This is a genomic window from Streptococcus infantis, assembly GCF_047465035.1.
Taxonomy (GTDB): Bacteria; Bacillota; Bacilli; order Lactobacillales; family Streptococcaceae; genus Streptococcus; species Streptococcus infantis_T.
In genome coordinates, this window is sequence record NZ_JASHAQ010000003.1 from 127267 (window position 1) to 150536 (window position 23270).

The window sequence follows — 23270 nt, forward strand, 5'->3', positions numbered from 1 at the left end:
GCTAACTTATGATTCTATTATACACCCTTAAAAGAGAATGTCAAGACAAAAACTCAAAAAATTAGCACTCTTTTATCAAGAGTGCTAAAAATCAGTCTGAGGACCTAGAAACTATTGTCAATCAAGCAGATATTTCCGTCTAAGTCTGTAAAAACTATAGATTAGATAAGTAATCATGAGAGCATATAGGGCAAAAATAATGAAGAAAGACCGAGAGAGACTTTCGCGAAACAGGCTCATACAAACAACTAGACCGCCAGAGATAGAAACTGTAGCTGTACGAAATCCAGATTTCACACCAGCCCATCGAAGACGATTGTCCATGAAAGATTGATCATTTAAATCTACATCACAAGTTGCCTTTCGAAAAACAGTATAAGAACAATTTTCCACAAATTCCCATCTTCTATCCTTAATACTTTGTAAATCTACCTCATTTTTTCTAAGATAGCTAGTATTCCATACACAGTAAACCACATCATCTGGTTGGCATTGTTCAAAATAGAAAAATCCAAAACGATTCGATTTAAATTTCCAACCTTTCAAATACATCTCATGCAAATAATCTTCTACCTTATCCAAATCAAAAATGGTAAACATTCGAAATTGTACTTTGCTATTCATTGTCTGACCTCCAAATTAGAAAACATGCTTGATTTTATTTATCGGATAATTCTTTCCATTTTTGAAACAATCTCCAACAAATATAAGAAATCTGAATCGCAAAAACTATCAATAAAGTACAGTCTATGCTAACAATCAAAAACATTCCCCAACTGAAAGAACCTCTTCCACTGAGTAACTTTGAGAAAACCGGTAGTAGCGCTGAAAAGAGAAACAAGACAGGAAGCATCCGCATTGTTAAAATCCGTTTGACATAAAAAAATCTTTATTTAAACAAAAATATTATGGTGAAATTTACGCCAATTTTTGAACTGCTGATGTAGATATTTTATACTTTCAAAATGTTTAAATGTGATTATTTATTTTTGAAAAATAGCTCACCAGCCCGACTGAAAGTGCTTGTAGAATTATAATAAGTCGCCTGCCGAAAACGGCGAAAAATAGCGGTGTTATGCGGAGATAATCCGACGCAATGCGAAAGTATATTGCATACTTATTTTCAACAATTCAGCAGAGTGTTTTTATAAGTGTGATATAATAGAAGTATAATTTGTTCTGATAGTTTATTTTATGGAGAAGTAGACTTTTAGAATGCGGAGGTTCAATATGGTTGAGTTTATAAAGTCTAAGAAAGAAATGAGTGAGGAGGATATTAAAGCAAATTTCATCACTCCTGCTATTGTATCCAAAGGATGGAAAAATGGTGAGCATATCGCTTACGAAGAATACTTCACTGATGGTCGAATTGAGGTTAGAGGAGATAAGGCTCGTCGCAAAGAAGGAAAAAAATCAGACTATTCACTGTATTACCAATTTGGAACTCGAATTGCAATTGTTGAGGCAAAGGATAATAAACACAGCGTTCGAGCAGGATTACAACAAGCTATTGAATATGGAGAGATTTTAGATGTTCCATTTGTTTATTCTTCGAATGGTGATGGCTTTATTGAACACGACCGTATCACGAGAGAAGAACGTGAGCTGGAGTTAGACGAATTCCCTACTCGTGAAGAATTATTTTCTCGTATGACGAAGGAAAAAGGATTGACGTACGAGATTACAGAAGCTATCTCAACTCCATACTATACAGATGCCTTCTCAATGAAAACGCCACGCTATTATCAGCAAATAGCTATCAACCGTACTATTGAAACAGTTGCCAGAGGACAAAAACGAGTAATGTTTGTGATGGCAACAGGAACGGGGAAAACGTTCATGGCTTTTCAAATTATTCATCGCCTTCGAAAAGCTGGTTTGGCTAAACGAGTTTTATTCTTAGCGGATAGAAACATCTTAGTAGACCAAACGATGGCTGAAGACTTTAAGCCATTCGAAAAGGTAATGACGAAAATTACACCAAAACTTTTGACTGCTCCTGAAAAATTAAATTCTTTTGAAATTTATCTAGGGCTTTATCAGCAACTTACTGGTGAAGATGGAACTGAAACACGTTATCACAAGTTTGACAAAGACTTCTTTGATTTAATCGTAATTGATGAAGCGCACCGTGGTTCAGCTAAGGAAGACAGTAACTGGCGTAAGGTGATTGATTATTTCAGTTCTGCGACACAGATTGGGATGACCGCTACTCCTAAAGAAACCAAGAATGCTTCCAATACAGAATACTTTGGTGAGCCAATCTATACTTATAGTTTAAAACAGGGAATCGAGGATGGTTTTTTGGCTCCATATCGTGTTATGAGGGTTAATTTAGATGTGGATGTGGATGGTTATCGCCCAGAAACTGGAAAAGTTGATTCTAACGGACAATTAATAGAAGATAGGTACTACGGCAGGAAAGATTTTGACAAAACCATTGTCATTGATGATAGAACACAAAGAGTTGCCAAGTTTGTTTCTGATTATATGAAGCAAAACAATGCACGATTTGATAAAACAATTGTTTTTTGTGTTGATATTGACCATGCCGAACGAATGCGTGCTGCACTTGTCAAAGAGAATCTAGACTTAGTCCAAGAAGACTATCGTTATGTCATGCAAGTAACTGGTGACAACGCTGAAGGAAAAGCTCAACTGGATAACTTTATGGATGTCAATTCTAATTTTCCCGCTATTGTAACAACGTCTAAATTATTAACGACAGGAGTTAATGCTAAAACATGTCGTTTGATTGTTTTAGACTCTAATATCCAATCCATGACTGAATTTAAACAAATTATTGGTCGTGGCACACGTCTTTATCCTCAAAAGGGGAAAGAATTTTTTACGATTATTGATTTTCGAAATGTTACCAATTTGTTTGCCGACCCTGATTTTGATGGTGAACCAGTGAAGGTTCTGGAAACGGGCGCAAAAACAAACAATGGTACTACACCTGGTTTTGTAAACGAAGGTGGTGACCCAGTAGAAAAATATATCGTTACAGATAAGCAGGTTACCATTCTTAATTCTACTGTTCAAGTATTGGACGAAAACGGGAAACTGATTACCGAAAACCTGACCGACTACACTCGGAAGAATATCTTAGGTAGCTACGCCACTTTGAACGATTTTATCACAGTTTGGCATACGGCGGATAAAAAGAAGCTTATCTTAGACGAACTTTATAAAAAAGGAGTTTATCTAGATGCTATTCGAGAGTCGGAGGGAATATCAGAACAAGAAATCGATGATTTTGATTTACTCCTAAAACTTGCCTATGGTCAAAAAGAATTAACCAAAACGGAACGTATTAATAAACTCAAACAAAGCGGATATTTATATAAATATAGTGAGGAAGCGCGTGCTGTTTTGGAAATTTTACTGGACAAATACATGGATAAAGGTATTGGAGAACTCGAAAGCATTGAAACATTAAAACTTCCAGAATTTCAGATATATGGTGGAACCTTCAAAATCATCAATACTTATTTTGGAGATAAAAAACGATATTTACAAGCAATTAAAGAATTGGAGAAAGAGCTATTTACAGTAGCTTAATGAAAGGAAAGTATGTCAATTACATCATTTGTAAAAAGAATTCAAGATATCACTCGAAACGATGCTGGTGTTAATGGTGATGCTCAACGTATTGAGCAAATGTCTTGGTTATTATTCTTAAAAATTTATGATAGCCGTGAAATGGTTTGGGAATTAGAAGAGGACGAGTATGAGTCAATTATCCCAGAGGAATTAAATGGCGGAATTGGGCTCATGCTCAAAATGGGGAACGGGTATTGACAGGCGATGAATTACTTGATTTTGTCAATAACAAGTTATTCAAAGAGTTGAAAGAGCTTGAAATAACTTCAAATATGCCTATTCGAAAAACGATTGTTAAATCAGCTTTTGAAGATGCGAACAACTATATGAAAAATGGCGTCTTGTTACGCCAAGTCATCAATGTTATTGATGAAGTTGATTTCAATAGCCCTGAAGATCGTCATTCGTTTAATGATATTTACGAAAAAATTCTTAAAGATATTCAAAATGCTGGGAACTCAGGAGAATTTTATACGCCACGTGCAGCGACTGATTTTATCGCCGAAGTTCTTGACCCAAAACTTGGAGAATCAATGGCAGACCTTGCTTGCGGAACAGGAGGCTTCTTGACTTCGACTCTGAACCGTTTAAGTAGTCAACGTAAAACTAGTGAAGATACCAAAAAATATAATACAGCTGTTTTTGGTATTGAAAAGAAAGCATTTCCTCATCTTTTAGCAGTTACAAATCTGTTTCTTCACGAAATTGATGACCCTAAAATTGTTCATGGAAATACTTTGGAGAAAAATGTTCGTGAATATACGGATGATGAAAAATTTGACATTATTATGATGAATCCACCTTTTGGAGGGTCAGAATTAGAAACAATAAAAAATAACTTTCCAGCAGAATTACGGAGTTCTGAAACGGCTGATTTATTTATGGCTGTCATTATGTATCGTTTGAAAGAAAATGGTCGTGTTGGAGTTATTTTACCTGATGGTTTTCTATTTGGTGAAGGTGTAAAAACTCGCTTAAAACAAAAACTGGTAGATGAGTTCAACTTGCATACGATTATTAGGTTGCCTCATAGTGTCTTTGCACCGTATACAGGAATCCATACGAACATTCTTTTCTTTGATAAAACAAAGAAAACAGAAGAAACTTGGTTTTATCGTTTAGATATGCCAGATGGTTATAAAAATTTCTCGAAAACTAAGCCGATGAAGTCAGAACACTTCAATCCTGTTCGTGACTGGTGGGAAAATCGTGAAGAGATTCTGGAAGGTAAGTTCTACAAATCTAAATCATTTACACCTAGTGAATTGGCTGAGTTGAATTATAATTTAGACCAGTGTGGTTTTCCAAAAGAGGAAGAAGAAATCTTAAATCCCTTTGAGTTGATTCAGAATTATCAAGCGGAAAGAGCAACTTTAAATCATAAGATTGATAATGTATTAGCTGATATTTTGCAGTTGTTGGAGGACAAATAATGACACCAGAACAACTTAAAGTAAGCATTCTCCAAAGAGCGATGGAAGGGAAATTAGTGCCGCAAAATCCCAATGACGAACCTGCAAGTGAATTGTTAAAGAGAATTAAAACTGAAAAAGAAAAGCTTATCAGTGAAGGAAAAATCAAACGAGATAAAAAGGAAACCGAGATATTTCGTGGTGATGATGGGAAACATTATGAGAAGTTTGCTGATGGAAGCACTCAAGAAATTGATGTTCCTTATGATATTCCTGAGAATTGGAAGTGGGTGAGGATAAAATCAATTTATTGGAATTTTGGGCAAAATAAGCCAGAGAAATTCTTTAGGTATATTGATACGTCTAGTATTGATAGAAAAAAGAATATAATCAACTATAAAAATCTACAATATCTTTCACCTGAACAAGCGCCTTCCCGTGCTAGAAAATTAGTTTCGCAGAATAGTGTCTTATTTTCAACAGTTAGACCATATCTAAAAAATATTGCTGTAGTTATAGAACTTAAAGAGTATTTGATAGCTAGTACAGCATTTATTGTTTTGGATACTTTACTTAACGAAACATATTTGAAATATTATTTATTATCAGATAATTTTATCAATCGTGTTAATAATAAATCTACTGGAACAAGTTATCCTGCAATCAATGATTATAATTTTAATCTATTGTTAATTGCTATCCCTCCGCTAGCTGAACAACAACGAATAGTAGAAGCAATCGAATCAGCTTTAGAAAAAGTAGATGAATATGCTGAAAGTTATAACAGACTAGAACAGATAGATAAAGAATTTCCAGATAAACTAAAAAAATCTATTCTTCAATATGCTATGCAAGGAAAAATAGTAGAACAAGACCCAAATGATGAACCAGTTGAAGTTTTACTTGAAAAAATACGAGCAGAAAAACAAAAACTCTTTGAAGAAGGTAAGATTAAAAAGAAAGATTTAGAGATTTCAATTGTTTCCCAAGGAGATGATAACTCTTATTATGATGAAGTACCAAATACTTGGCAACTTTTGAAATTAAAAAATTTATTGCAATTGGATAATGGAACTAAACAACAAAATGAACATCTTATTTATTGGGATGCAAAGACTTTACGAGGGATTAAGGATGCTGAATTTAAAGAAAAAGGCAATAAAGTACATTCAAAAGATACAGTAATTCTTGTAGATGGAGAAAATTCAGGAGAGTTATTTATAATACCTCATGATGGATATATGGGGTCAACGTTTAAGAAAATTCACTATCTAGAAGCTGGGTCAAAGAAATATATAGATTTATATATAGACAGTAAAAAAGAACTTTTAAAAAATTCAAAAACTGGATCTGCGATCCCTCATCTTAATAAAACGTTATTTAAAGAACTTATAGTCGCCCTTCCTCCAATCCAAGAACAAAAACGTATATCAAGTAAAATCACTCAAATATTCTCACAAATTAATCGACTAATTTAGTATAATAGTTTTACGTGCGGTGGAATTTCTATCAAACATAAGATAGGAGTTTTGCGTTGAAAGATTTTGAATTACATTTGAAGAAAGCTGGTTTAGCTGAAAATACTGTGCGTTCGTACCTTTATGGTGTTCGATTTTTCTTGGAGAATTACGAACTCAAAATGGAAGAATTATTTGAATACAAAGGATATTTATTAGACAATTTTAAACCTAAAACTGTCAATTTGCGACTACAAGGAGTAAATAAATATCTGGCTTTTATTGGTCATGATGATTTGAAATTAAAATTTGTCAAAGTACAGCAAAAACCGTTTTTAGAAGATGTCATTAGCCATGCTGATTACCTTTTTCTTAAACGTAGTTTGAAAAAAGATGGTATTTTAAAATGGCATTTTGTCGTTTGGTTTTTAGGTGCAACTGGGGCTCGTGTAAGTGAACTTATTAAACTAAAAGTAGAGCATGTAGAAATCGGTTATTTTGACATTTACTCAAAAGGTGGTAAAATTCGTAGACTGTACATTCCTAAAAAATTAAGAAATAGTTGTCTTAGTTGGTTAGAATCAGAAAATCGCCGAAGTGGTTATTTATTTTTGAATAAATTTAACGAACCAATTACAGCAAGAGGAGTTGCTCAACAGTTAAAAAATTATGCAGATAAATACAAAATGAATTCTAAAGTAGTCTATCCTCATTCTTTTAGACATTTATTTGCTAAGAATTTTTTAGCGAAGTATAACGATATTGCTTTGCTAGCAGATTTGATGGGACATGAAAGTATAGAAACTACTCGAATTTATCTAAGAAAAACAGCTACCGAACAACAAAATATTGTAGATAAAATTGTTAATTGGTAAAAAAAATAACAGGTGGTCAAATTGACTATCTGCTATTTTTTTGTGATTGTGGCTCTTATTATGGGAATATACCTATGAATTGGGTTGTTATAAAAATAAAAGATATTTTTTCAATAAATACAGGTCTTTCTTACAAGAAGGGCGATTTAAGCATTAATAATAAAGGTGTTAGAATTATACGTGGTGGTAATATTAAGCCTTTAGAATTTTCTCTTTTGGATAATGATTACTACATTGATACACAATTCATCTCCTCTGAGCAAGTTTATTTAAAACATAATCAGCTAATAACACCTGTATCAACCTCTTTAGAACATATTGGAAAGTTTGCAAGAATCGATAAAGACTATGATGGTGTTGTGGCTGGAGGATTTATTTTCCAATTAACACCATTCGAAAGTTCAGAGATTATTTCAAAATTTCTATTATTTAACTTGTCCTCTCCGTTATTTTATAAACAATTGAAAGCAATAACTAAACTATCAGGTCAAGCTTTATATAATATTCCTAAAACTACACTGAGCGAGCTATTAATTCCGTTAGCTCCTTTTGAGGAACAGGAACTTATTACTCAAAAAGTTGAGAAACTTTTTGAAAAAGTAAGTCAATTTCCTGAATAATACGCATTTGTTCATTTCTAGGTAATACAGGAATCAATATGTTCCCCAAGTTATTTTTACTAACACCTCCAATTATTCCAGATTTATTTTCTTGGAAATCACTTAAAAATTGTGGACTTTGAAGAAAATAATAAAGAAATTTATTTTCTCCGTAGTAAAATGATAAATTACACAACTTATTACCAAAGCAGACATCTTGTTTCAACAATCCTATTTTGCGTCCAGCACTGCCACCTTCTAAGCACAGCAATACAGAATTGAAATAGCTAATTTTGAATTTTGACAAATAGTTATCGGGAATTCTAATGCCGTTATCATAATTAATAGTGTTATCAAAATTGACATCCTTGGTAGCAATATAATTAATCCCATCTACTCCAGAAAAATATTTTTTCTTTTCAGTAGAGTTAATACTATTTCCAGTGTAGAGATTGGAGACACTATCTAGAGTTGAAAGCATCCAGTTTCTCGGTAACTGCTCATAATAAGAGTTATCATCTCCTTGGGAAACAATAGAAATCTCCAAATCTTTCTTTTTAATCTTGCCTTCTTCAAAGAGTTTTTGTTTTTCTGCTCGTATTTTTTCAAGTAAAACTTCGACTGATTCATCATTTGGGTCTTGTTCAACTAATTTTCCTTGCATAGCATATTGAAGAATAGATTTTTTTAGTTTATCTGGAAATTCTTTATATAGCTGTTCTAGTCTATTATAACTTTCACCATATTCATCTACTTTTTCTAAAGCTGATTCGATTGCTTCTATTATGCGTTGTTGTTCAGCTAGCGGAGGGAGAGGGATAAGAATAGAAGCAACTTTATCACTATTCAAGTTTTTCACAACAGCTCCACTAATTAGAGATAAAAATTGAGAATAAACTACATTTGATGAAAGAATATAGAATAGGTAATCTCTATTTAATGAGTTTTCATAGTTCGAAATAGCCAACCATCCATCGTGTATTGCACCATCAACATTCAAAATATAAGGTCTACCAAAACTCATAGAATTAGTTAACAAAAATGTACCTTTTTTTACAAATCTAGTTTTGTTAAGCCCTGATTTTTTGATTTTTTCTTTAACATTATTTATATACTTTTCACCCTTTTCAGTATCACCTATTTTTATCCAATTTATTCCATCTACTTCGGAAGTAAGATAATCTTTGATTGGTCGTGGAGAGCCACCTCTAACAATTTCAACCAATGTAGAAAACCTCACCCACTCCCAAGTATCAGGAATATCATAAGGAACATCAATTTCTTGAGTGCTTCCATCAGCAAACTTCTCATAATGTTTCTTATGTGCTTCAAATATATAAAAAGGCGTAAAAATACGCCTATAGATAATGGAGTTAAAATAGGTTTATTGCTGATGAGATTGTAGATAGTTTAATTTTTTACTTCCAAACGAATATTCAAAACCTCCACTTTTTCTGCCTATAGTTGTTCGTCCTAAAATTCAATATTTTCAGATTTTTTCGTTTGGCAACCTCGGCAGAAATATTCTTGTGGTCGTTCAAGATTCAAAAATCGACAAGCATAAACAAAACGATAGCCATCATCATTTATTGGGATAATATAGTAGATTGAAATAAGATGTGAACAAATCGATTAGGAAAGTTAAATTAATTTCTAGAAATGTTTTAGCAGGTACAGTGTACTATTCTAGTCTCAATTCACTATAGGTTCAAATATATCTTTCAAAAAAATATTTACAGATGTGTAATTTTGAAGCTTGCAAAAGTTAGTAAGCTTGTAGATTTCGATTTGAGGCAGTTTGTTTTCTTTCCCGATATTGTTTTCAAAATTGAATTTTTCTATAGTGACTCCTTGATTTTCTTCTACACGTTTGATGATAGATCTAATTTGCAAAAGAATCAAGAGGATTTTCGAAAAATAAATAGCGACCGAAATCGCTAATTTAGGGGTTATAAGTATTCGATTGCTTAGACTGCTGTATGACTGCTTACCCTCAGACAAACTTTCTTCTCTATTAGTAAAGATCTAGGTAGTTATCAATTTCCCATTGTGAGACAAAGGTAGCGTAGCTTGCCCACTCGATACGTTTGGCTTCAAGGAAGCTAGTATAGATGTGCTCACCTAGAGCTGCTTTAACCACTTCGTCTTCTGTCAAAGCTTTCAAAGCATTGTGAAGAGTTGATGGAAGGTCTGTAATGCCAGCCTCTTTACGCTCTTCAGCAGTCATAATGTAGATGTTTTCTTCGATTGGTGCTGGTGCTTCGATTTTGTTTTCAATACCGTTCAAACCAACTTCTAAAAGAACAGCCATAGCAATATAAGGGTTTGCCATTGGATCCACGGAGCGCAACTCCAAACGTGTTCCCATTCCGCGTGATGCTGGTACGCGAACAAGTGGTGAACGATTGCGACCTGCCCAAGCGATGTAAACAGGGGCTTCGTAGCCTGGCACCAAACGTTTGTATGAGTTAACAGTTGGGTTCATGATAGCTGTATAGTTGTAGGCATGTTTGATCAAACCACCAAGGAAGTAGTAAGCCGTTTCTGACAACTGCATGCCTTTTGGATCATTTGGATCGAAGAAGGCATTGTTTCCTTCCGCATCGAACAAAGACATATTACAGTGCATACCTGAACCAGCGATACCAAATTTTGGTTTAGCCATAAAGGTTGCATAGAGACCATGTTTACGCGCAATTGTTTTTACAACAAGTTTAAAGATTTGAATCTTATCACAAGCACGAAGAACTTCATCGTACTTAAAGTCAATCTCATGTTGACCTACAGCAACTTCGTGGTGACTTGCTTCAACTTCAAATCCCATTTTGGTCAAGACGTTAACAATCTCACGACGAGTGTTGTCAGCAAGGTCAGTAGGTGCCAAATCAAAGTAACCACCCTTGTCGTTTACCTCAAGAGTTGGGTCTCCATTTTCATCAAGCTTAAATAGGAAGAATTCTGGCTCTGGTCCAAGGTTGAAAGATTTGAATCCAACTTCTTGCATGTGACGAAGAGCACGTTTGAGGTTTCCACGAGGATCTCCTGCAAATGGTTCTCCTTCTGTTGTATAGACATCACAGATCAATCCTGCGACACTACCATTCTCATCTCCCCAAGGAAAGACTGTCCAAGTGTCCAAGTCAGGGTATAGGTACATATCTGATTCGTTGATACGAACAAACCCTTCAATAGAAGATCCATCAAACATAGCCTTGTTTGACAAGACCTTGTCTAGTTGTTCATCTGTAGCAGGAATTTCGACGTTTTTCATAGTTCCCAAAATATCTGAAAACATGAGACGGATAAAGGTTACATTTTTTTCCTTAACTTCACGACGAATATCTGCAGCTGTGATTGGCATGGTTTTTCTCCTTATATATGACGACTTGCGGTTGCCTAACCGCGACCAAAAGGTGATTGTTGAGAAGCAAAGCGACTTTGTTGGAGAACTTCATTCCGAAGGGCTCTTCGTACTTCAGTTTGACTCACTGGCTTTTTAGACTTCGCCTCACGTTCAGCATATTTTTTCTTGATGGCAGCAATGTTCAGACCTTCAGAGATATAATCTTTAATCTCGAGCAATCGATCCATATCATTCAAAGAATACATACGGCGATTGCCCTCGTTACGATCAGGCTTAATCAACTCCTGGTCTTCATAGTAACGAATCTGGCGCGCCGAAAGATCGGTCAACTTCATAACACTGCCAATAGGGAAAACTGCCATATTGCGACGAAATTCTTTTTCCTTCATGTACACTTCCTTCTTTCTGTCTATTATAGTCTAAAAAAATTCAATCGTCAATCAATAATGTTATATCTTGTAACATTATTTTTCTTTTTTCTCTAAAACACTTCGTAAACGATCAATATCGTAATTTACAAGAATTGCCACAAAAACACCCATAAATGTTTCAAAAACTCGGGCAAACACGTACAAAACTGTCTCCCCATTTGGAATTGATAAGGTAATAATCAACATAGCCGCAACTCCACCGATAACACCTGCTTTATTGTTCATGGCAACATTTGTCATAATGGTTAACATGGTACAAATTGGAACAACTAGGAGGGTTACCCAGAAGGCACCGTGAAAAAGATTATTTAAGAGAAAGAAAATCAGGGCATAAAAACCACCGATACTATTTCCGAGAATACGAGAAGTACCAAAATGAACACTCTTGTCAAAGTCTTCTCTTAAACTAAAAACTGCAGTCAAGGCTCCAATCTGCAGTCCTTTCCAACCAAAAAAACCAAAAATCATGAGAACTAAAAAAACAGCGATCCCTGTCTTGAAAGTTCGCATTCCTAACTTAAACTTGGATTTGTCAAATCTATACTTTTTAAAATAACTCATCATTTCAACTTTCTATTTCCATTTTACCATAAATTTACCTATTTTTGAGAAGGGGATGCAATAAACTGATGGAAATAAAAAAGAGAAGGAACTTAATCCTTCTCTATCTGATGATTCCACATTCTCTTTTTAGAACAAATATATGAAAGCTAAAGTCAAGAGACTAGCGAGTAAGGCCACTCCCCAGAAGAAGAAGTCGACCTTCCACTCACTCCAAGCTTGGCCTTTCCCAGAAAAGCCCCCCAACTCAAAATGATGGTGAACTGGTGTCATACGGAAGATACGTTTTCCTCCAGTCAACTTAAAGTAGGTGACTTGCATCATAACAGATGTTGTTTCAAAGACATACACTAGACCAATCAATAGAAGAGTCCACTCTTGGTGAAGAGCCATTGAGATAGCAGCCAACATTCCTCCAAGAGCTAGGCTACCTACATCTCCCATGAAAACTTTAGCAGGCTTGTGGTTAAAGACAAAGAAGCCAAGAAGACCACCAATCATAGCTACAATCACTAGTAAGATATCGAGCTGATTTTGCACATAGGCAATCACTCCGTAGGCAGATAGGCTAATCACCACCGAAATACTTGCCAAGCCATCGATTCCGTCAGTCAGGTTAACTGCGTTTGAAAAACCAACTAACCAGAAGAGGGCAAAGAAAATATACAGAACACCTAAATGCAAGGGATAACCAAATACATTTAAGATATCTCCTCCTCTTTCATAGAAGAAATAGAAGATCACTCCTCCGACCAACTGAAGCAAGAGCTTCTGTTTAGGATTAAGTCCTTCGTTGATTTTACGGAAAACCTTGAGGAAATCATCCAAGAAACCGACCAAACCATATAAGACCAGGATAAAGAGGATCATTCCGACATTATTGGTTAATTGATTAGTCACGAGAGCAAGGACCAGACTAACTAAAACTCCTGCTAGGAGAAAGACGAGTCCTCCCATTGTTGGTGTCCCAGCTTTTGCTTGGTGTTGTTTGACATCCTCATGCATCTGTTGACCGGTAATCTGTGCTTTATGGTAAAAACGGATAAAGGCTGGAATTCCTATGACTGTTAGAATAAAGGCAATCACTCCAGCAAAGATAGAAATAAGCATTCTAATCTCCTAATGTTATTTTTATTTTCTGTAAATCTTTTAAAGCTGTATTGGCACGAACACTTTGCTTTTTAACAGTTTCTCCTGTGCCTTCAAACTCAACTTGGATATTCAGCCATTTGGCAAAGGTTTCAACATTTTTCTTAGACCAGCCATATAAGTCAGGCATCTCTTCTACCTTATCTGAAAGGAGTAAGATTTGCTGATTGGCGTCTAGATTGGTTCCTTCTGCTACAGAGCTTTCTTTGATTTTTGTTCCTGAACCGATAACAATTGGTTGTACAAGGTTACGACGGAGTTCTTCAGCTAAATCTCCAGGGCTATAATCCTTCATTTCTGGCATGGCATAACTAGTTGTAGATGTTACCTGATCCAAGCTTTTGGCTGTTGATTGAAGATTGAGTGTATCTTTCATTGCTGAAGCTCTTTCCAGAATAGGGTTGGCAAATTCTCCTAACTGAGCTGTAGAAAAGTGTTCAGGTTGTTGAACTGTCACATAGAGAATAAAATCCGGGTTTTCAGCCGGATGCATAGAAACAACTGAAAAGATATAATTTGTTTCCCCCACTAAATAACCACCATTTTTTTCATCCGCAATTTGTGCTGTACCTGATTTTACAGAAACATTCTGTCCCGGAACAGTAATTACAGGTTTTCCAGTTCTATGATTAAACATGGTACCATAGTTAGCATCTGTACCTACCTTAATCATATGATCTCTCGTTATGCTTGCTGCTTCCTTGGACACAGGATTTCCCACAACTTCCTTTTGTGACTTACGAACTGTTTGATCATTTGGATCATAAAGGGCACTGATAAATTTAGGCTCTAGCATAACCCCGTCGTTGGCAATAGCTGTAAAGGCACGAAGCATCTGGGTTTGCGTAACAGAAATCCCTTGACCAAATGAACTCATGGCAATATTAACGATATTATCTGCAGGGAGTTGACCAGCATACTCTTCACTCATCCCAAACCGAGTCGGAACTCCAAATTTGAAACGATTGAGATAGTCTAACCAAGTAGCATCACCCATTTTCTGCTCAAGGAGAGTCATACCGATGTTACTAGAGTGAGCAAAACCTTGCGAGAAGGTCATCATTCCACCACTAGTAAGACCTTCATTGACATCCCAGTCTTTGATGGTAGCATCCGCCACCTTCAGTTCACTACTGTTGAAATATTCTCCTCCAGGGAAGGTATTGTTATCTATAGCTGCTGCTAAGGTCATGACCTTCATGGTTGAACCTGGTTCATAGTTACTTTGGTAAAGGATATCACGCCAGACAAAGTCCTCTGTAATCCCTTCTTTGGTATCAGCATCAAAGGTCGGCCTTTGAGTCGTGGCCAAAATTTCTCCTGTCTTGGCGCTAACCAAGGTCGCAGTCATGTACTTGCCTTTCACTTTTTCCTGGAAGGCATCCATTTGGCTTTCCATAAAGGATTGCAAAGGACTAGATATTGTCGTGTAGACATCTTTTCCATCTACGGTTTGTTGAGTGACTTGTTCCGTACCTGGAACGATATTCCCCAAACGATCCTTTTCATAGGTAATAATACCATCTGTCCCTGCTAACAATCTATTCAAGGAGCTTTCAATACCAGATGTTCCAATAAGGCTCTTTGAACCATCTTCATTTTCATGAAGCTGGGCTAGACCAATGAAGGATGAAGCAAATTTCCCATTTGGATAACTTCGATTGGGGCTTGTGGTAAAATCCACTCCCTCAACCTTGGCAGCTTCTAGATCCTTTTTTATGGACATCATATTTGCGTAGGTAATCCCATTTCCTTTAGTACCAAAGGAAACCTGTTTGAGATTGGGTTGAGAGAGTTGATCTTTGACGTAGGTCTCCTCCATATCCAAATACTTATGGAAAATTTCGGCTACCTTATTGTACTGAGATTCCTCAACATATAGAATATCTCCATTCGCAGACTTATAATCCTTATCAATGACCGCATAAACATTGTAGGAGGTTGCATCTTCTGCAATCGGAGTTCCATTACGATCATAAATGGTTCCCCTCTTAGCAGGGACTGTTCGAGTTGTTTGATGAACCTTATAAGCTTCTTTGACCAGGTCAACACCAAACTTCTTTCCCGTACCAATAATCACCGCAAAGTTAACCAAAAAAACAGCAAAGAGAATGACAGCCAAGAGACTAAGGCTTTTTCCAACTCGTCTGCGGTTTTCTAGAGGAGTTCTGCGATTCTTAATGGCAAAGTGTACTATTTTTTCTTTCCATGTTTTCATATATTACTCCGCCGATCGGATATTTCCATTGTTTAATTGCAAGTCTTGCGAATCCGCGACACCCGCCAGACGTTCTGAGCGAATCAATTCATTGACTTCTTGCTTAGCGTCGTCCAGCTCCGTCTTTTTCTCCTCAATCTGTCTGTTGACAGTTGTCAAATCACTTTGAACTTGCAGGAGCTTGGTTTGCATATAGACCACACTGATGGCTAAGACAAGGGCTGTAATGGCAATCGAAAGGTAAAAGGCCTTCTCAACACGTGAAAATCTATTGATACGAGCTTGCAGTAATTGGCTCGTTGTTTCTCTTTTTTCTACCATTTTATCCCCTTACTTATGAATTTTTCGAGCTACTCGTAACTTGGCTGAGTGGGAACGATTATTGGCCTCCAACTCCTCCTTGCTTGGTAGAATCGGTTTGCGAGAGACTAATTCCATCTTGGGCTTAAGATCATCTGGGATGAAAGGTAAGCCTTTTGGCACTTCTACTGTTGAAGCTTCCTTGAACAATTGTTTTGTCAAACGATCTTCCAGTGAATGAAAGGTAATGACAGAGATTCTTCCGTCCACTGCTAGTAATTCCATAGCTTGTTGGATGGACTCATCTGCAGCCCCAAGTTCATCATTGACTTCAATACGAATAGCTTGGAAAATTTGCTTGGCCGGATGACCTTTTTTCTTGAGTTCCTTAGCAGGCTTAGCAGACTTGATAATCTCGGCCAATTCTGTCGTTGTCTCAATCGGCTTCAGCTCACGCGCCTGTTCAATCTTCCGAGCAATCTGTTTAGAAAACTTGTCTTCTCCATATTTGAAAAAGATTCGTACCAAGTCATGATAGTCATAGTGATTGACAACCTCATAAGCTGTCAAGCTAGCTTCCTGATTCATCCGCATATCCAGTGGCGCATCCTTCTTATAAGAAAAACCACGCTCCCGCTGATCCAACTGAGGGCTTGAAACACCTAAGTCATAACAAATGCCATCAATTTCTTCTACACCTGCTTCCTGCAAACGTAGTTGCAAATGACGGAAGTTGTCCTTGATGAAGGTAACCATTCCTTTTTCGATATAAGGCGCCAGACGTTTTTGGGCATTATCAATGGCATTCTGGTCCTGGTCAAAGGCATAGAGATGCCCCTTTTCACTTAGTTTACTTAATAAATACTCGCTATGGCCTGCTCCACCCAAGGTCGCATCAACGTAAATACCGTCAGGTTTCACATCGAGCATATCAATCGTTTCATGGAGCATAACCGTTACATGATGAAATTCTTTAGTCATATCTTATCTATTTTACCACAATTCTAACCAGCTTGCACTCGCTAAAGCAAAAACCTTTCCTTGTTACTTTATCCCTTGTAGTCAGCAGATGGCTCTGCTACCTGAGCTAGTTTAAGTATTGTAGCAATCTCAGAGACCAAAATATACTCATTACATCCTTTAAAATAAACCACACAAATAGGTATTTCTCTATTCAAACAAAAAAGCTGAGTAAATATGGAGAGAGCATATATCTTAGAAGATAATACTCCGTTCTAATTTTTTAGTTATCTACTTTAATCACTCCAACATTTTAAAAATTCATATCAAATTTCCGTATCAACTGTCCTATTATTTGTTTTGACCATTTCTCTGACTTGCTGGCGTTGTTCCTCATTTAGATTCAACTTCTGTAGTTGCTTTTCAATATTAAATTCTGAGGTATTGTATTTCTTATCATACATATCTAATAATTTATTACGAAGAATAGGCTCGCTGATTAAATGAATTTCTTTTAATAGTTCTTCTTCATTTCCTTCCTGCTCCTCTTCCCCATTAAGTCTTTCAATCATAGAATTAATCTTCGCTAAAGCAAAATCACCATAAATATTATCAATCAAATTTTCCTTCATGATTTCTTGTATATTCTTAGCGAAAGTATTTTGCAAAACTTTCCCTTCTGAGTATCCAGTTTCTTGATTCTTTTCAAGCATAATCACATTTCCCGGTTTAATATCCGAAAGCATATAAGGGGAATGAGTTGTGAAGATGAGTTGGAAGTTCATTCCTCCTATTTTGTTGATTTTATTTATATAGTTGACTAAAAAGTTTATTAAGCTTCTAGACCATTCGAGGTGCATACCCGATTCTAATTCATCCACTACTAATTGACATGTCCCTTGAGAGGAATTCATTTGTAACCACTTTACATAACTCATAACTTTTAATATATTTGCTTCACCAGTAGACATATTATAATAAAATTCATCTATTGCTCTAAAGCCGTAGTACTTCAAATCTAATGCATTCTTTTCTAATTTTTCATAGTCTAGATATAGTTTTTCAAATTCGATTCGATTATCAAAATTTTTTTCTCCATATCCAATCTCAACTATCCGGCTTTTCGTACCATCACTGTATTCTTTTATCTTGTACTTGTGAATAAATTGTTCTAGATAATTTAGAAAATTGACTAATGAATCTATAAAATCTTTCTTTTCTTCTTCTATTTCTTTTTTTATTTTATCAAATAGGTGAAGATAATTGCCATCTATAAAATATCTTTCAATTTCTCCATCGCTTAAACAACACTTAAAGTCTTCACAGATCTTTACAATTATTTTCAAAACGAGACAGGAAAAAAATTCTCTCTCTTCCCAATCGTTCAAATATTTTTCTGGAATACTATAATTACTAACTCCAAAACTAAATTTATATGACGAAGAAACTAAGCTTTGAGAATATAATACTTCATAAGCTTCGAAACTACCATTCAAAATATACCATCTATAAGATTCTGCTAAGTGAACGTCTAATAATGATGAACCTCCGTAGCTTCCGCTTGGACGTCTATCTTCGTTCATGATATAAATCAGATTATCATTCTTTTGAGAACCATAATATCCACTTATATCAACTTTATCTGTTGCTATACCCTTTATAGTGATTGACGATAAATCGTAATTTTCATCTCTTAGATAAAATTTTCTATTAGTATCTAAATACACATGGAAAAATTGATTTATATCTTTGTTTTGATCTTCCGCACTATAATAATAGCCTATCAGATTTAAAATAGTGCTTTTTCCCACACCATTTATCCCAACTACCGGTGAAATATTATAAATAGACTCTCCATAAAAGTTTTCAATATAGTCTGGATTTTTATCAATTCTTAATTCATTCGTTTCAAAATCAAAATTTACTTTATATTCGTCTGAAAAATTAAAAATTTGATTTTTAAAAAGTTCATCATACTGTTTAATCACCAAAGCAATTAATTTCATTCTTCTTCTCCCACTAGTCCAATTTCTTTGCTAATATCTGTAACCATTTTTGAAAGTGGTCTATTCCCATAATTTTCTTGGTCTGTGTAATAACCAACTATCATTCTATCTATTTCAGAGTCTGAAAAATATTTACTTGAATCCGCAAATATTTGACATAAACCTGCTTTATAATCTTTATTATAAATTTCATGTTTCCATAGCAACTCTTGAACTATATCCGCATGTAGTTTGTATAGATTTCTTGTATCAATCACATATTTATCCTTCAATAATTTCTGTCTGACACTTAATTTATCCTTGCTTTCTAATTGTTTTAACTCCTCCTCCGATATGTCATCCTTGATTATAATATCAATACTTTCTGAATTATTAATAAAATCTGCAGACTTTATATTCAAAGAAAATTTCAACAATTCATCAATATCAGTTATACTTTCGTCATAGGGAGAGATATAAAATTTACTCGTACTCTTTTTATTATTACAACCATAACAAGAAGGAATTAGATTGTAAAAACATAAAGCGAATAGAGGATATTCATTCTTAGGGAAAAAATGATCCAGTTGGCTCGTATTTGCTTCTTCCGTCACATTAATAAAATTACGATTACAATATGGACAAACTGTGACACCAGTTATGCGAACTAACTCTTTTTTGTCTATTTTATTATAATGGGATTCCAACTTTTCTTTGTATCGTTCAACAATATAATCCTTCAATTTTGTATGAGATTTTTTAGTATAAATTCCATCAAACTTGTAGCTTTGCACTAAATCATTAAACGATTTTTTTGAGCTCATCATTTCAACCAAAATATCCATTTTATCCGGAAATATATCTTCAAAGTCCTTTACGAATTCAGATTTTAAATTCTTCTTAATCAAGTCGATAAATTCTCTTGTATTCTTTGTTCTATCAACAATAATCCGTATATTGTCAGTCAAATTTTTCTTTTTTCGAATTTTATCTAGATTATCATCAATCTCATATGATAATATTCTTTTCAGATTAATACTAGTACTTACTCCTCTAATATGCCCTATTTTTAGCTGCTTAATTTCCTCATCACACTTTTCTATAAAATCGTTTTTTAAATGACTATAAATATGATTAACCAAATCAGAAAATTTCTCCACATGTATTTTAAAAACCCATTCAACATCAGATGAGCTATCTATTTTTTCCTTTACGTTTAGTAAGGTAGAGTAGTCCGCCGTCATAAGTTTTAGAAAGGCTCTATCTTGTTGTGTAAAATAGTCTTCCAATCCATTGTGAGATCCAAAATTCTTAAAAATTAACATATCTAATTCGTCTTTTTCTGGTAATTTCTCATAAATATAACGACACAATTCATATACTTGTTTAGAATTGCCCTTTTTTATCGGAATCATTTTTCACCTCTAAAGCTTAGTTTAATCATAATTATACCACAAAAGACCGTTTTTACGGCCTTTTGTTTATATATTAACTATCTAAATCTGCCGAAGATTCTGTAATCACTGCTTCTAGTGCCGTCGCATTGCCATGAATATCTGATAAATTTGCGATTTTATGGTTCATGATACTCTCCTTCTGTTTGGTAATCTACACTATCTTCCGCTACTTGAGCCAACTCCACTTCTTCCTGAGGGTTCAACTTTCTTTGAACGACTTCTGCTACTGCTCTTGGTATACCAACTGCGACAATCTCATCCACGCTGGCTTCCTTGATTTTTGTCAGAGATTTGAAATATTTCATCAAATTCTGCTTGCGTTTTGGACCCAGGCCTTCAATTCCATCCAATTGAGAGGAGAAGGAATTTTTAGAGCGCAGTTGACGGTGGAAGGTGATCGCAAAGCGATGGACCTCATCTTGGATTCGTTGTAGGAGAAAAAATTCCTGAGAATTGCGAGACAGCTCTACCACCTCAAGCGGATCTCCAAAGAGCAATTCATGGGTTTGGTGCTTATCGTTTTTTTGCAGACCTGCAATGGGAATATCTAACCCCAACTCTTCTTGAATAACCTGCTTAGCGATATTAACCTGACCTTGTCCCCCATCAATGACGATCAAATCTGGCGGTGTCAAGCCATCACGTTGAACTCGACCATAGCGTCTGCGGATAACCTCTCGCATACTTGCATAGTCATCTGGTCCAACAACTGTTTTTATCTTGTACTTGCGGTAATCCTTCTTGCTCGGTTTCCCGTTAACAAAAACAACCATGGCAGAAACTGGACTAGTCCCCATGATATTGGAGTTATCAAAGGACTCGATACGGACAGGTGTCGGAATTTGTAAAAGTCGCCCAAGATTTTCAATAGCCCCTTGAGTCTTTTCAACTGATTTCTCTAACAGATTAAACTTCTGCTCCAAGCTTACACGCGCATTTTTGATAGCGAGATTGACCAGTTGTTTTTTCTCCCCACGTTGGGGCTTTAGAACCTTGGTATCTACCAAAGCCTTAACAGCCTCTTCATCAATATCCTGAGGAATCAAAATTTCATTAGGAACCAGGTGAGATTTTTCTTGATAGAATTGTCCTACATAGGTCAAGAAGTCCTCATCCGGATCATTGTAGTAAGGGAAGAGATTGACATCGCGCTCAATGAGCTTACCTTGGCGGACAAAGAATACCTGAACGCACATCCAACCCTTATCTACATAGTAGCCGAAGACATCACGATTTTGGAGATCCTTGGCCATAACTCGTTGCTTGGTCCGAAGGGTCCCAATAGCCTGAATCAGATCTCGATATTCAGCTGCACGTTCAAATTCCATACTCTGAGCTGCCACATTCATCTTTTCCTTGAGGTCATCGATGATTTTGTCATCCTGACCCTTTAGAAAATCAGAGACTTCTTGAGCCATGGCTTTGAAATAAGCCTCGTCTTTCTTACAAATGGTGTGAGCCACGCACTGGCCGATATGGTAATAAAAACAGACCTTAGACGGTGGATTAGTACACTTACGAAAAGGAAAAATCCGATCCAGAAGTCGCTTGATTTCATTGGCCGCCCCCACATCAGGATAGGGTCCAAAATAGAGACCTCCGTCTTTTTTGACCTGACGGGTGATAATCAAGCGAGGATAGCGCTCATTGGTAATTTTGATGAAAGGATAGGACTTATCGTCCTTGAGCATAATATTGTACTTGGGCTTGTTTTCCTTAATCAGGTTAATCTCCAAAAGGAGGGCTTCAATATTAGACTCCGTGACAATAAACTCAAAATCTACAATCTCAGACACCAAGGATTCTGTCTTGGTATCATGACTTCCACGGAAATAAGACCGTACACGATTACGTAGATTTTTAGCCTTTCCTACATAGATAATCGTACCGTTTTTATCTTTGTGAATGTAGCAACCAGGGCTGGTCGGCAAGAGCTCTAGTTTTGATTTAATCAAGTTATTCATAGTTCCATTATAGCAAAAAGCCCCCTTCATTGCTTACATCAAGGAGCTCTATTTTTCGTTTGAAAATCACTTATTCTCCAGACTCATAAAGTTCTTGAACTGCTTGAACATCTTGAGCCTGAATACCATAATAAGAACCTGCTGGCTGCATGACTGACACTTCATTAGTATGTTCCAAGCCAATGGCATGACCTAGCTCATGCTCTGCTGTATGCAAGATACGATCATAGGTATAGCCATAGTTTGGATTGGATAGATAATAATGATTCAACCGCACCGTTACAGACAAGAATTGCCCTGTTAAGAGATTGGTCTGACTTTCCGCCTCTCCTGCCACAGGAGTGGCTCCGTCATTCATCTCGGTAGCCAAGATATCTGCCTTGCTGGACTCGGTGACAAGTTCAAAGTTAAAAGCACCAGTTTGATTCCAATTCTGGATTGCTTCTACATAAGCCTCTTGAAAGCGTGAATCCATCTGCGGATCCAAGTAAATACGAGCAGAGGCCTGTGGCCACCTTCCTTCAGAATGTTGGTGACTATCCGTCTGGCTTAACTTAGGAAGTTGCCCTGTTTTTTCCCATTGGTCAATACTTTGTTGACCAATCTTTACCGACCGTTCTGCTTGCTTTAGCGCTCCTTGAAAATCCCCGTTCAGATACCAGAGAAGTCCAAAAGCAAGAGTGCATAAAAGCAAAACAATCCAAACCAGGCGCCAAAACAAACGCCAAACAAAAGAAAAGAAAGCCCCTATTAAACGAAAAAGCCAGCGCATGTCTCTCCACCTTTCTAGCAAATAAACTTTATTGGCTCTATAATATTTGTAGTGGGTAAATCCCCTATAGATATTATGGAGCCTATTTTGTTGTAGAAAAAAAGTTCCATAAGATCTATAATGAAAAGCGACCAAACTCTCATTAGAAAGAATCATATGG

The 23270-nt window shown here is 35.9% G+C and carries 18 protein-coding genes and 4 pseudogenes; 6 read left to right on the forward strand and 16 right to left on the reverse strand.

The window, feature by feature from the left end:
- Positions 1 to 117: 117 nt before the first annotated feature.
- Positions 118 to 624, reverse strand: a complete 507-nt coding sequence (locus QM406_RS02295) for a DUF2812 domain-containing protein (RefSeq protein WP_248034724.1) — start codon at positions 622 to 624, stop codon at positions 118 to 120.
- A gap of 606 nt (positions 625 to 1230) precedes the next feature.
- Here QM406_RS02295 and hsdR point away from each other — a divergent pair.
- The 5 genes and pseudogenes from hsdR to QM406_RS02320 form a co-directional block, all read left to right on the forward strand.
- Complete coding sequence (gene hsdR / locus QM406_RS02300) at positions 1231 to 3564, forward strand: EcoAI/FtnUII family type I restriction enzme subunit R (RefSeq protein ID WP_281335184.1); 2334 nt, start codon at positions 1231 to 1233, stop codon at positions 3562 to 3564.
- 12 nt (positions 3565 to 3576) lie between these two features.
- Positions 3577 to 5039, forward strand: a pseudogene (locus QM406_RS02305) (N-6 DNA methylase).
- Positions 5039 to 6496, forward strand: a complete 1458-nt coding sequence (locus QM406_RS02310) for a restriction endonuclease subunit S (RefSeq protein ID WP_414273295.1) — start codon at positions 5039 to 5041, stop codon at positions 6494 to 6496. Before QM406_RS02305 ends, QM406_RS02310 begins: the two are co-directional and overlap by 1 nt.
- A gap of 56 nt (positions 6497 to 6552) precedes the next feature.
- Positions 6553 to 7350, forward strand: a complete 798-nt coding sequence (gene psrA / locus QM406_RS02315; protein ID WP_281335187.1) for a tyrosine-type DNA invertase PsrA — start codon at positions 6553 to 6555, stop codon at positions 7348 to 7350.
- A 44-nt stretch (positions 7351 to 7394) separates the two neighbouring features.
- Positions 7395 to 7970 (forward strand): annotated as a pseudogene (locus tag QM406_RS02320) (restriction endonuclease subunit S); the annotation flags it as partial.
- Here the strand turns inward: QM406_RS02320 and QM406_RS02325 are convergent.
- The 3 genes and pseudogenes from QM406_RS02325 to QM406_RS02335 form a co-directional block, all read right to left on the reverse strand.
- Positions 7918 to 8382, reverse strand: a complete 465-nt coding sequence (locus QM406_RS02325; RefSeq protein WP_414273304.1) for a restriction endonuclease subunit S — start codon at positions 8380 to 8382, stop codon at positions 7918 to 7920. The pseudogene QM406_RS02320 and the gene QM406_RS02325 sit on opposite strands and share 53 nt — an antisense overlap.
- An 18-nt stretch (positions 8383 to 8400) precedes the next feature.
- Positions 8401 to 9267 (reverse strand): annotated as a pseudogene (locus tag QM406_RS02330) (restriction endonuclease subunit S); the annotation flags it as partial.
- A gap of 374 nt (positions 9268 to 9641) precedes the next feature.
- Entirely contained in the window at positions 9642 to 9791 is a 150-nt protein-coding gene (locus QM406_RS02335; protein WP_080555153.1) for a cell envelope, read from the reverse strand.
- On the opposite strand from QM406_RS02335, the gene QM406_RS02340 reads away from it, so the two are divergent.
- A complete protein-coding gene (locus QM406_RS02340; protein ID WP_254724614.1) occupies positions 9738 to 9890 on the forward strand; it encodes a glutamine synthetase in 153 nt (50 codons plus the stop codon). The genes QM406_RS02335 and QM406_RS02340 overlap by 54 nt on opposite strands.
- 73 nt (positions 9891 to 9963) lie before the next feature.
- On the opposite strand, the gene glnA is transcribed toward QM406_RS02340, so the two are convergent.
- From glnA to QM406_RS02400, 12 genes and pseudogenes are all read right to left on the reverse strand, one after another.
- Positions 9964 to 11310 carry a type I glutamate--ammonia ligase gene (gene glnA, locus QM406_RS02345; protein WP_414273296.1) on the reverse strand — a complete coding sequence of 449 codons (1347 nt, stop codon included), beginning with the start codon at positions 11308 to 11310 and terminating at the stop codon, positions 9964 to 9966.
- Positions 11311 to 11345: 35 nt separating this feature from the next.
- Positions 11346 to 11702, reverse strand: a complete 357-nt coding sequence (gene glnR / locus QM406_RS02350; RefSeq protein WP_000659543.1) for a transcriptional repressor GlnR — start codon at positions 11700 to 11702, stop codon at positions 11346 to 11348.
- A 75-nt stretch (positions 11703 to 11777) separates the two neighbouring features.
- Entirely contained in the window at positions 11778 to 12305 is a 528-nt protein-coding gene (locus QM406_RS02355; RefSeq protein ID WP_414273305.1) for an FUSC family protein, read from the reverse strand.
- A gap of 129 nt (positions 12306 to 12434) precedes the next feature.
- Positions 12435 to 13415: a phospho-N-acetylmuramoyl-pentapeptide-transferase gene (gene mraY / locus QM406_RS02360; RefSeq protein ID WP_414273297.1), complete on the reverse strand. Its 981-nt coding sequence runs from the start codon at positions 13413 to 13415 to the stop codon at positions 12435 to 12437.
- A 1-nt stretch (position 13416) separates the two neighbouring features.
- The gene (pbp2X, locus tag QM406_RS02365; RefSeq protein ID WP_414273298.1) at positions 13417 to 15672 is read right to left on the reverse strand and encodes a penicillin-binding protein PBP2X; all 2256 of its coding nucleotides are present in this window, start codon (positions 15670 to 15672) and stop codon (positions 13417 to 13419) included.
- Between the two features lie 3 nt (positions 15673 to 15675).
- Positions 15676 to 15993, reverse strand: coding sequence for a cell division protein FtsL (gene ftsL / locus QM406_RS02370; RefSeq protein WP_414273299.1), 318 nt, complete (start codon positions 15991 to 15993; stop codon positions 15676 to 15678).
- Between the two features lie 9 nt (positions 15994 to 16002).
- A complete protein-coding gene (rsmH, locus tag QM406_RS02375; RefSeq protein WP_000159438.1) occupies positions 16003 to 16953 on the reverse strand; it encodes a 16S rRNA (cytosine(1402)-N(4))-methyltransferase RsmH in 951 nt (316 codons plus the stop codon).
- Positions 16954 to 17258: 305 nt separating this feature from the next.
- Complete coding sequence (locus QM406_RS02380) at positions 17259 to 18938, reverse strand: AAA family ATPase (RefSeq protein ID WP_414273300.1); 1680 nt, start codon at positions 18936 to 18938, stop codon at positions 17259 to 17261.
- A complete protein-coding gene (locus QM406_RS02385; protein WP_414273301.1) occupies positions 18935 to 20332 on the reverse strand; it encodes an HNH endonuclease in 1398 nt (465 codons plus the stop codon). Before QM406_RS02385 ends, QM406_RS02380 begins: the two co-directional genes overlap by 4 nt.
- A 94-nt stretch (positions 20333 to 20426) precedes the next feature.
- Positions 20427 to 20501: pseudogene (locus tag QM406_RS02390) on the reverse strand (phosphoesterase); the annotation flags it as partial.
- Positions 20491 to 22338 (reverse strand): excinuclease ABC subunit UvrC, encoded by a 1848-nt coding sequence (gene uvrC, locus QM406_RS02395; protein WP_414273302.1) that lies wholly within the window; start codon positions 22336 to 22338, stop codon positions 20491 to 20493. The pseudogene QM406_RS02390 and the gene uvrC, both read right to left, overlap by 11 nt.
- A 70-nt stretch (positions 22339 to 22408) precedes the next feature.
- Complete coding sequence (locus QM406_RS02400) at positions 22409 to 23110, reverse strand: M57 family metalloprotease (protein ID WP_414273303.1); 702 nt, start codon at positions 23108 to 23110, stop codon at positions 22409 to 22411.
- Between the last annotated feature and the right edge of the window lie 160 nt (positions 23111 to 23270).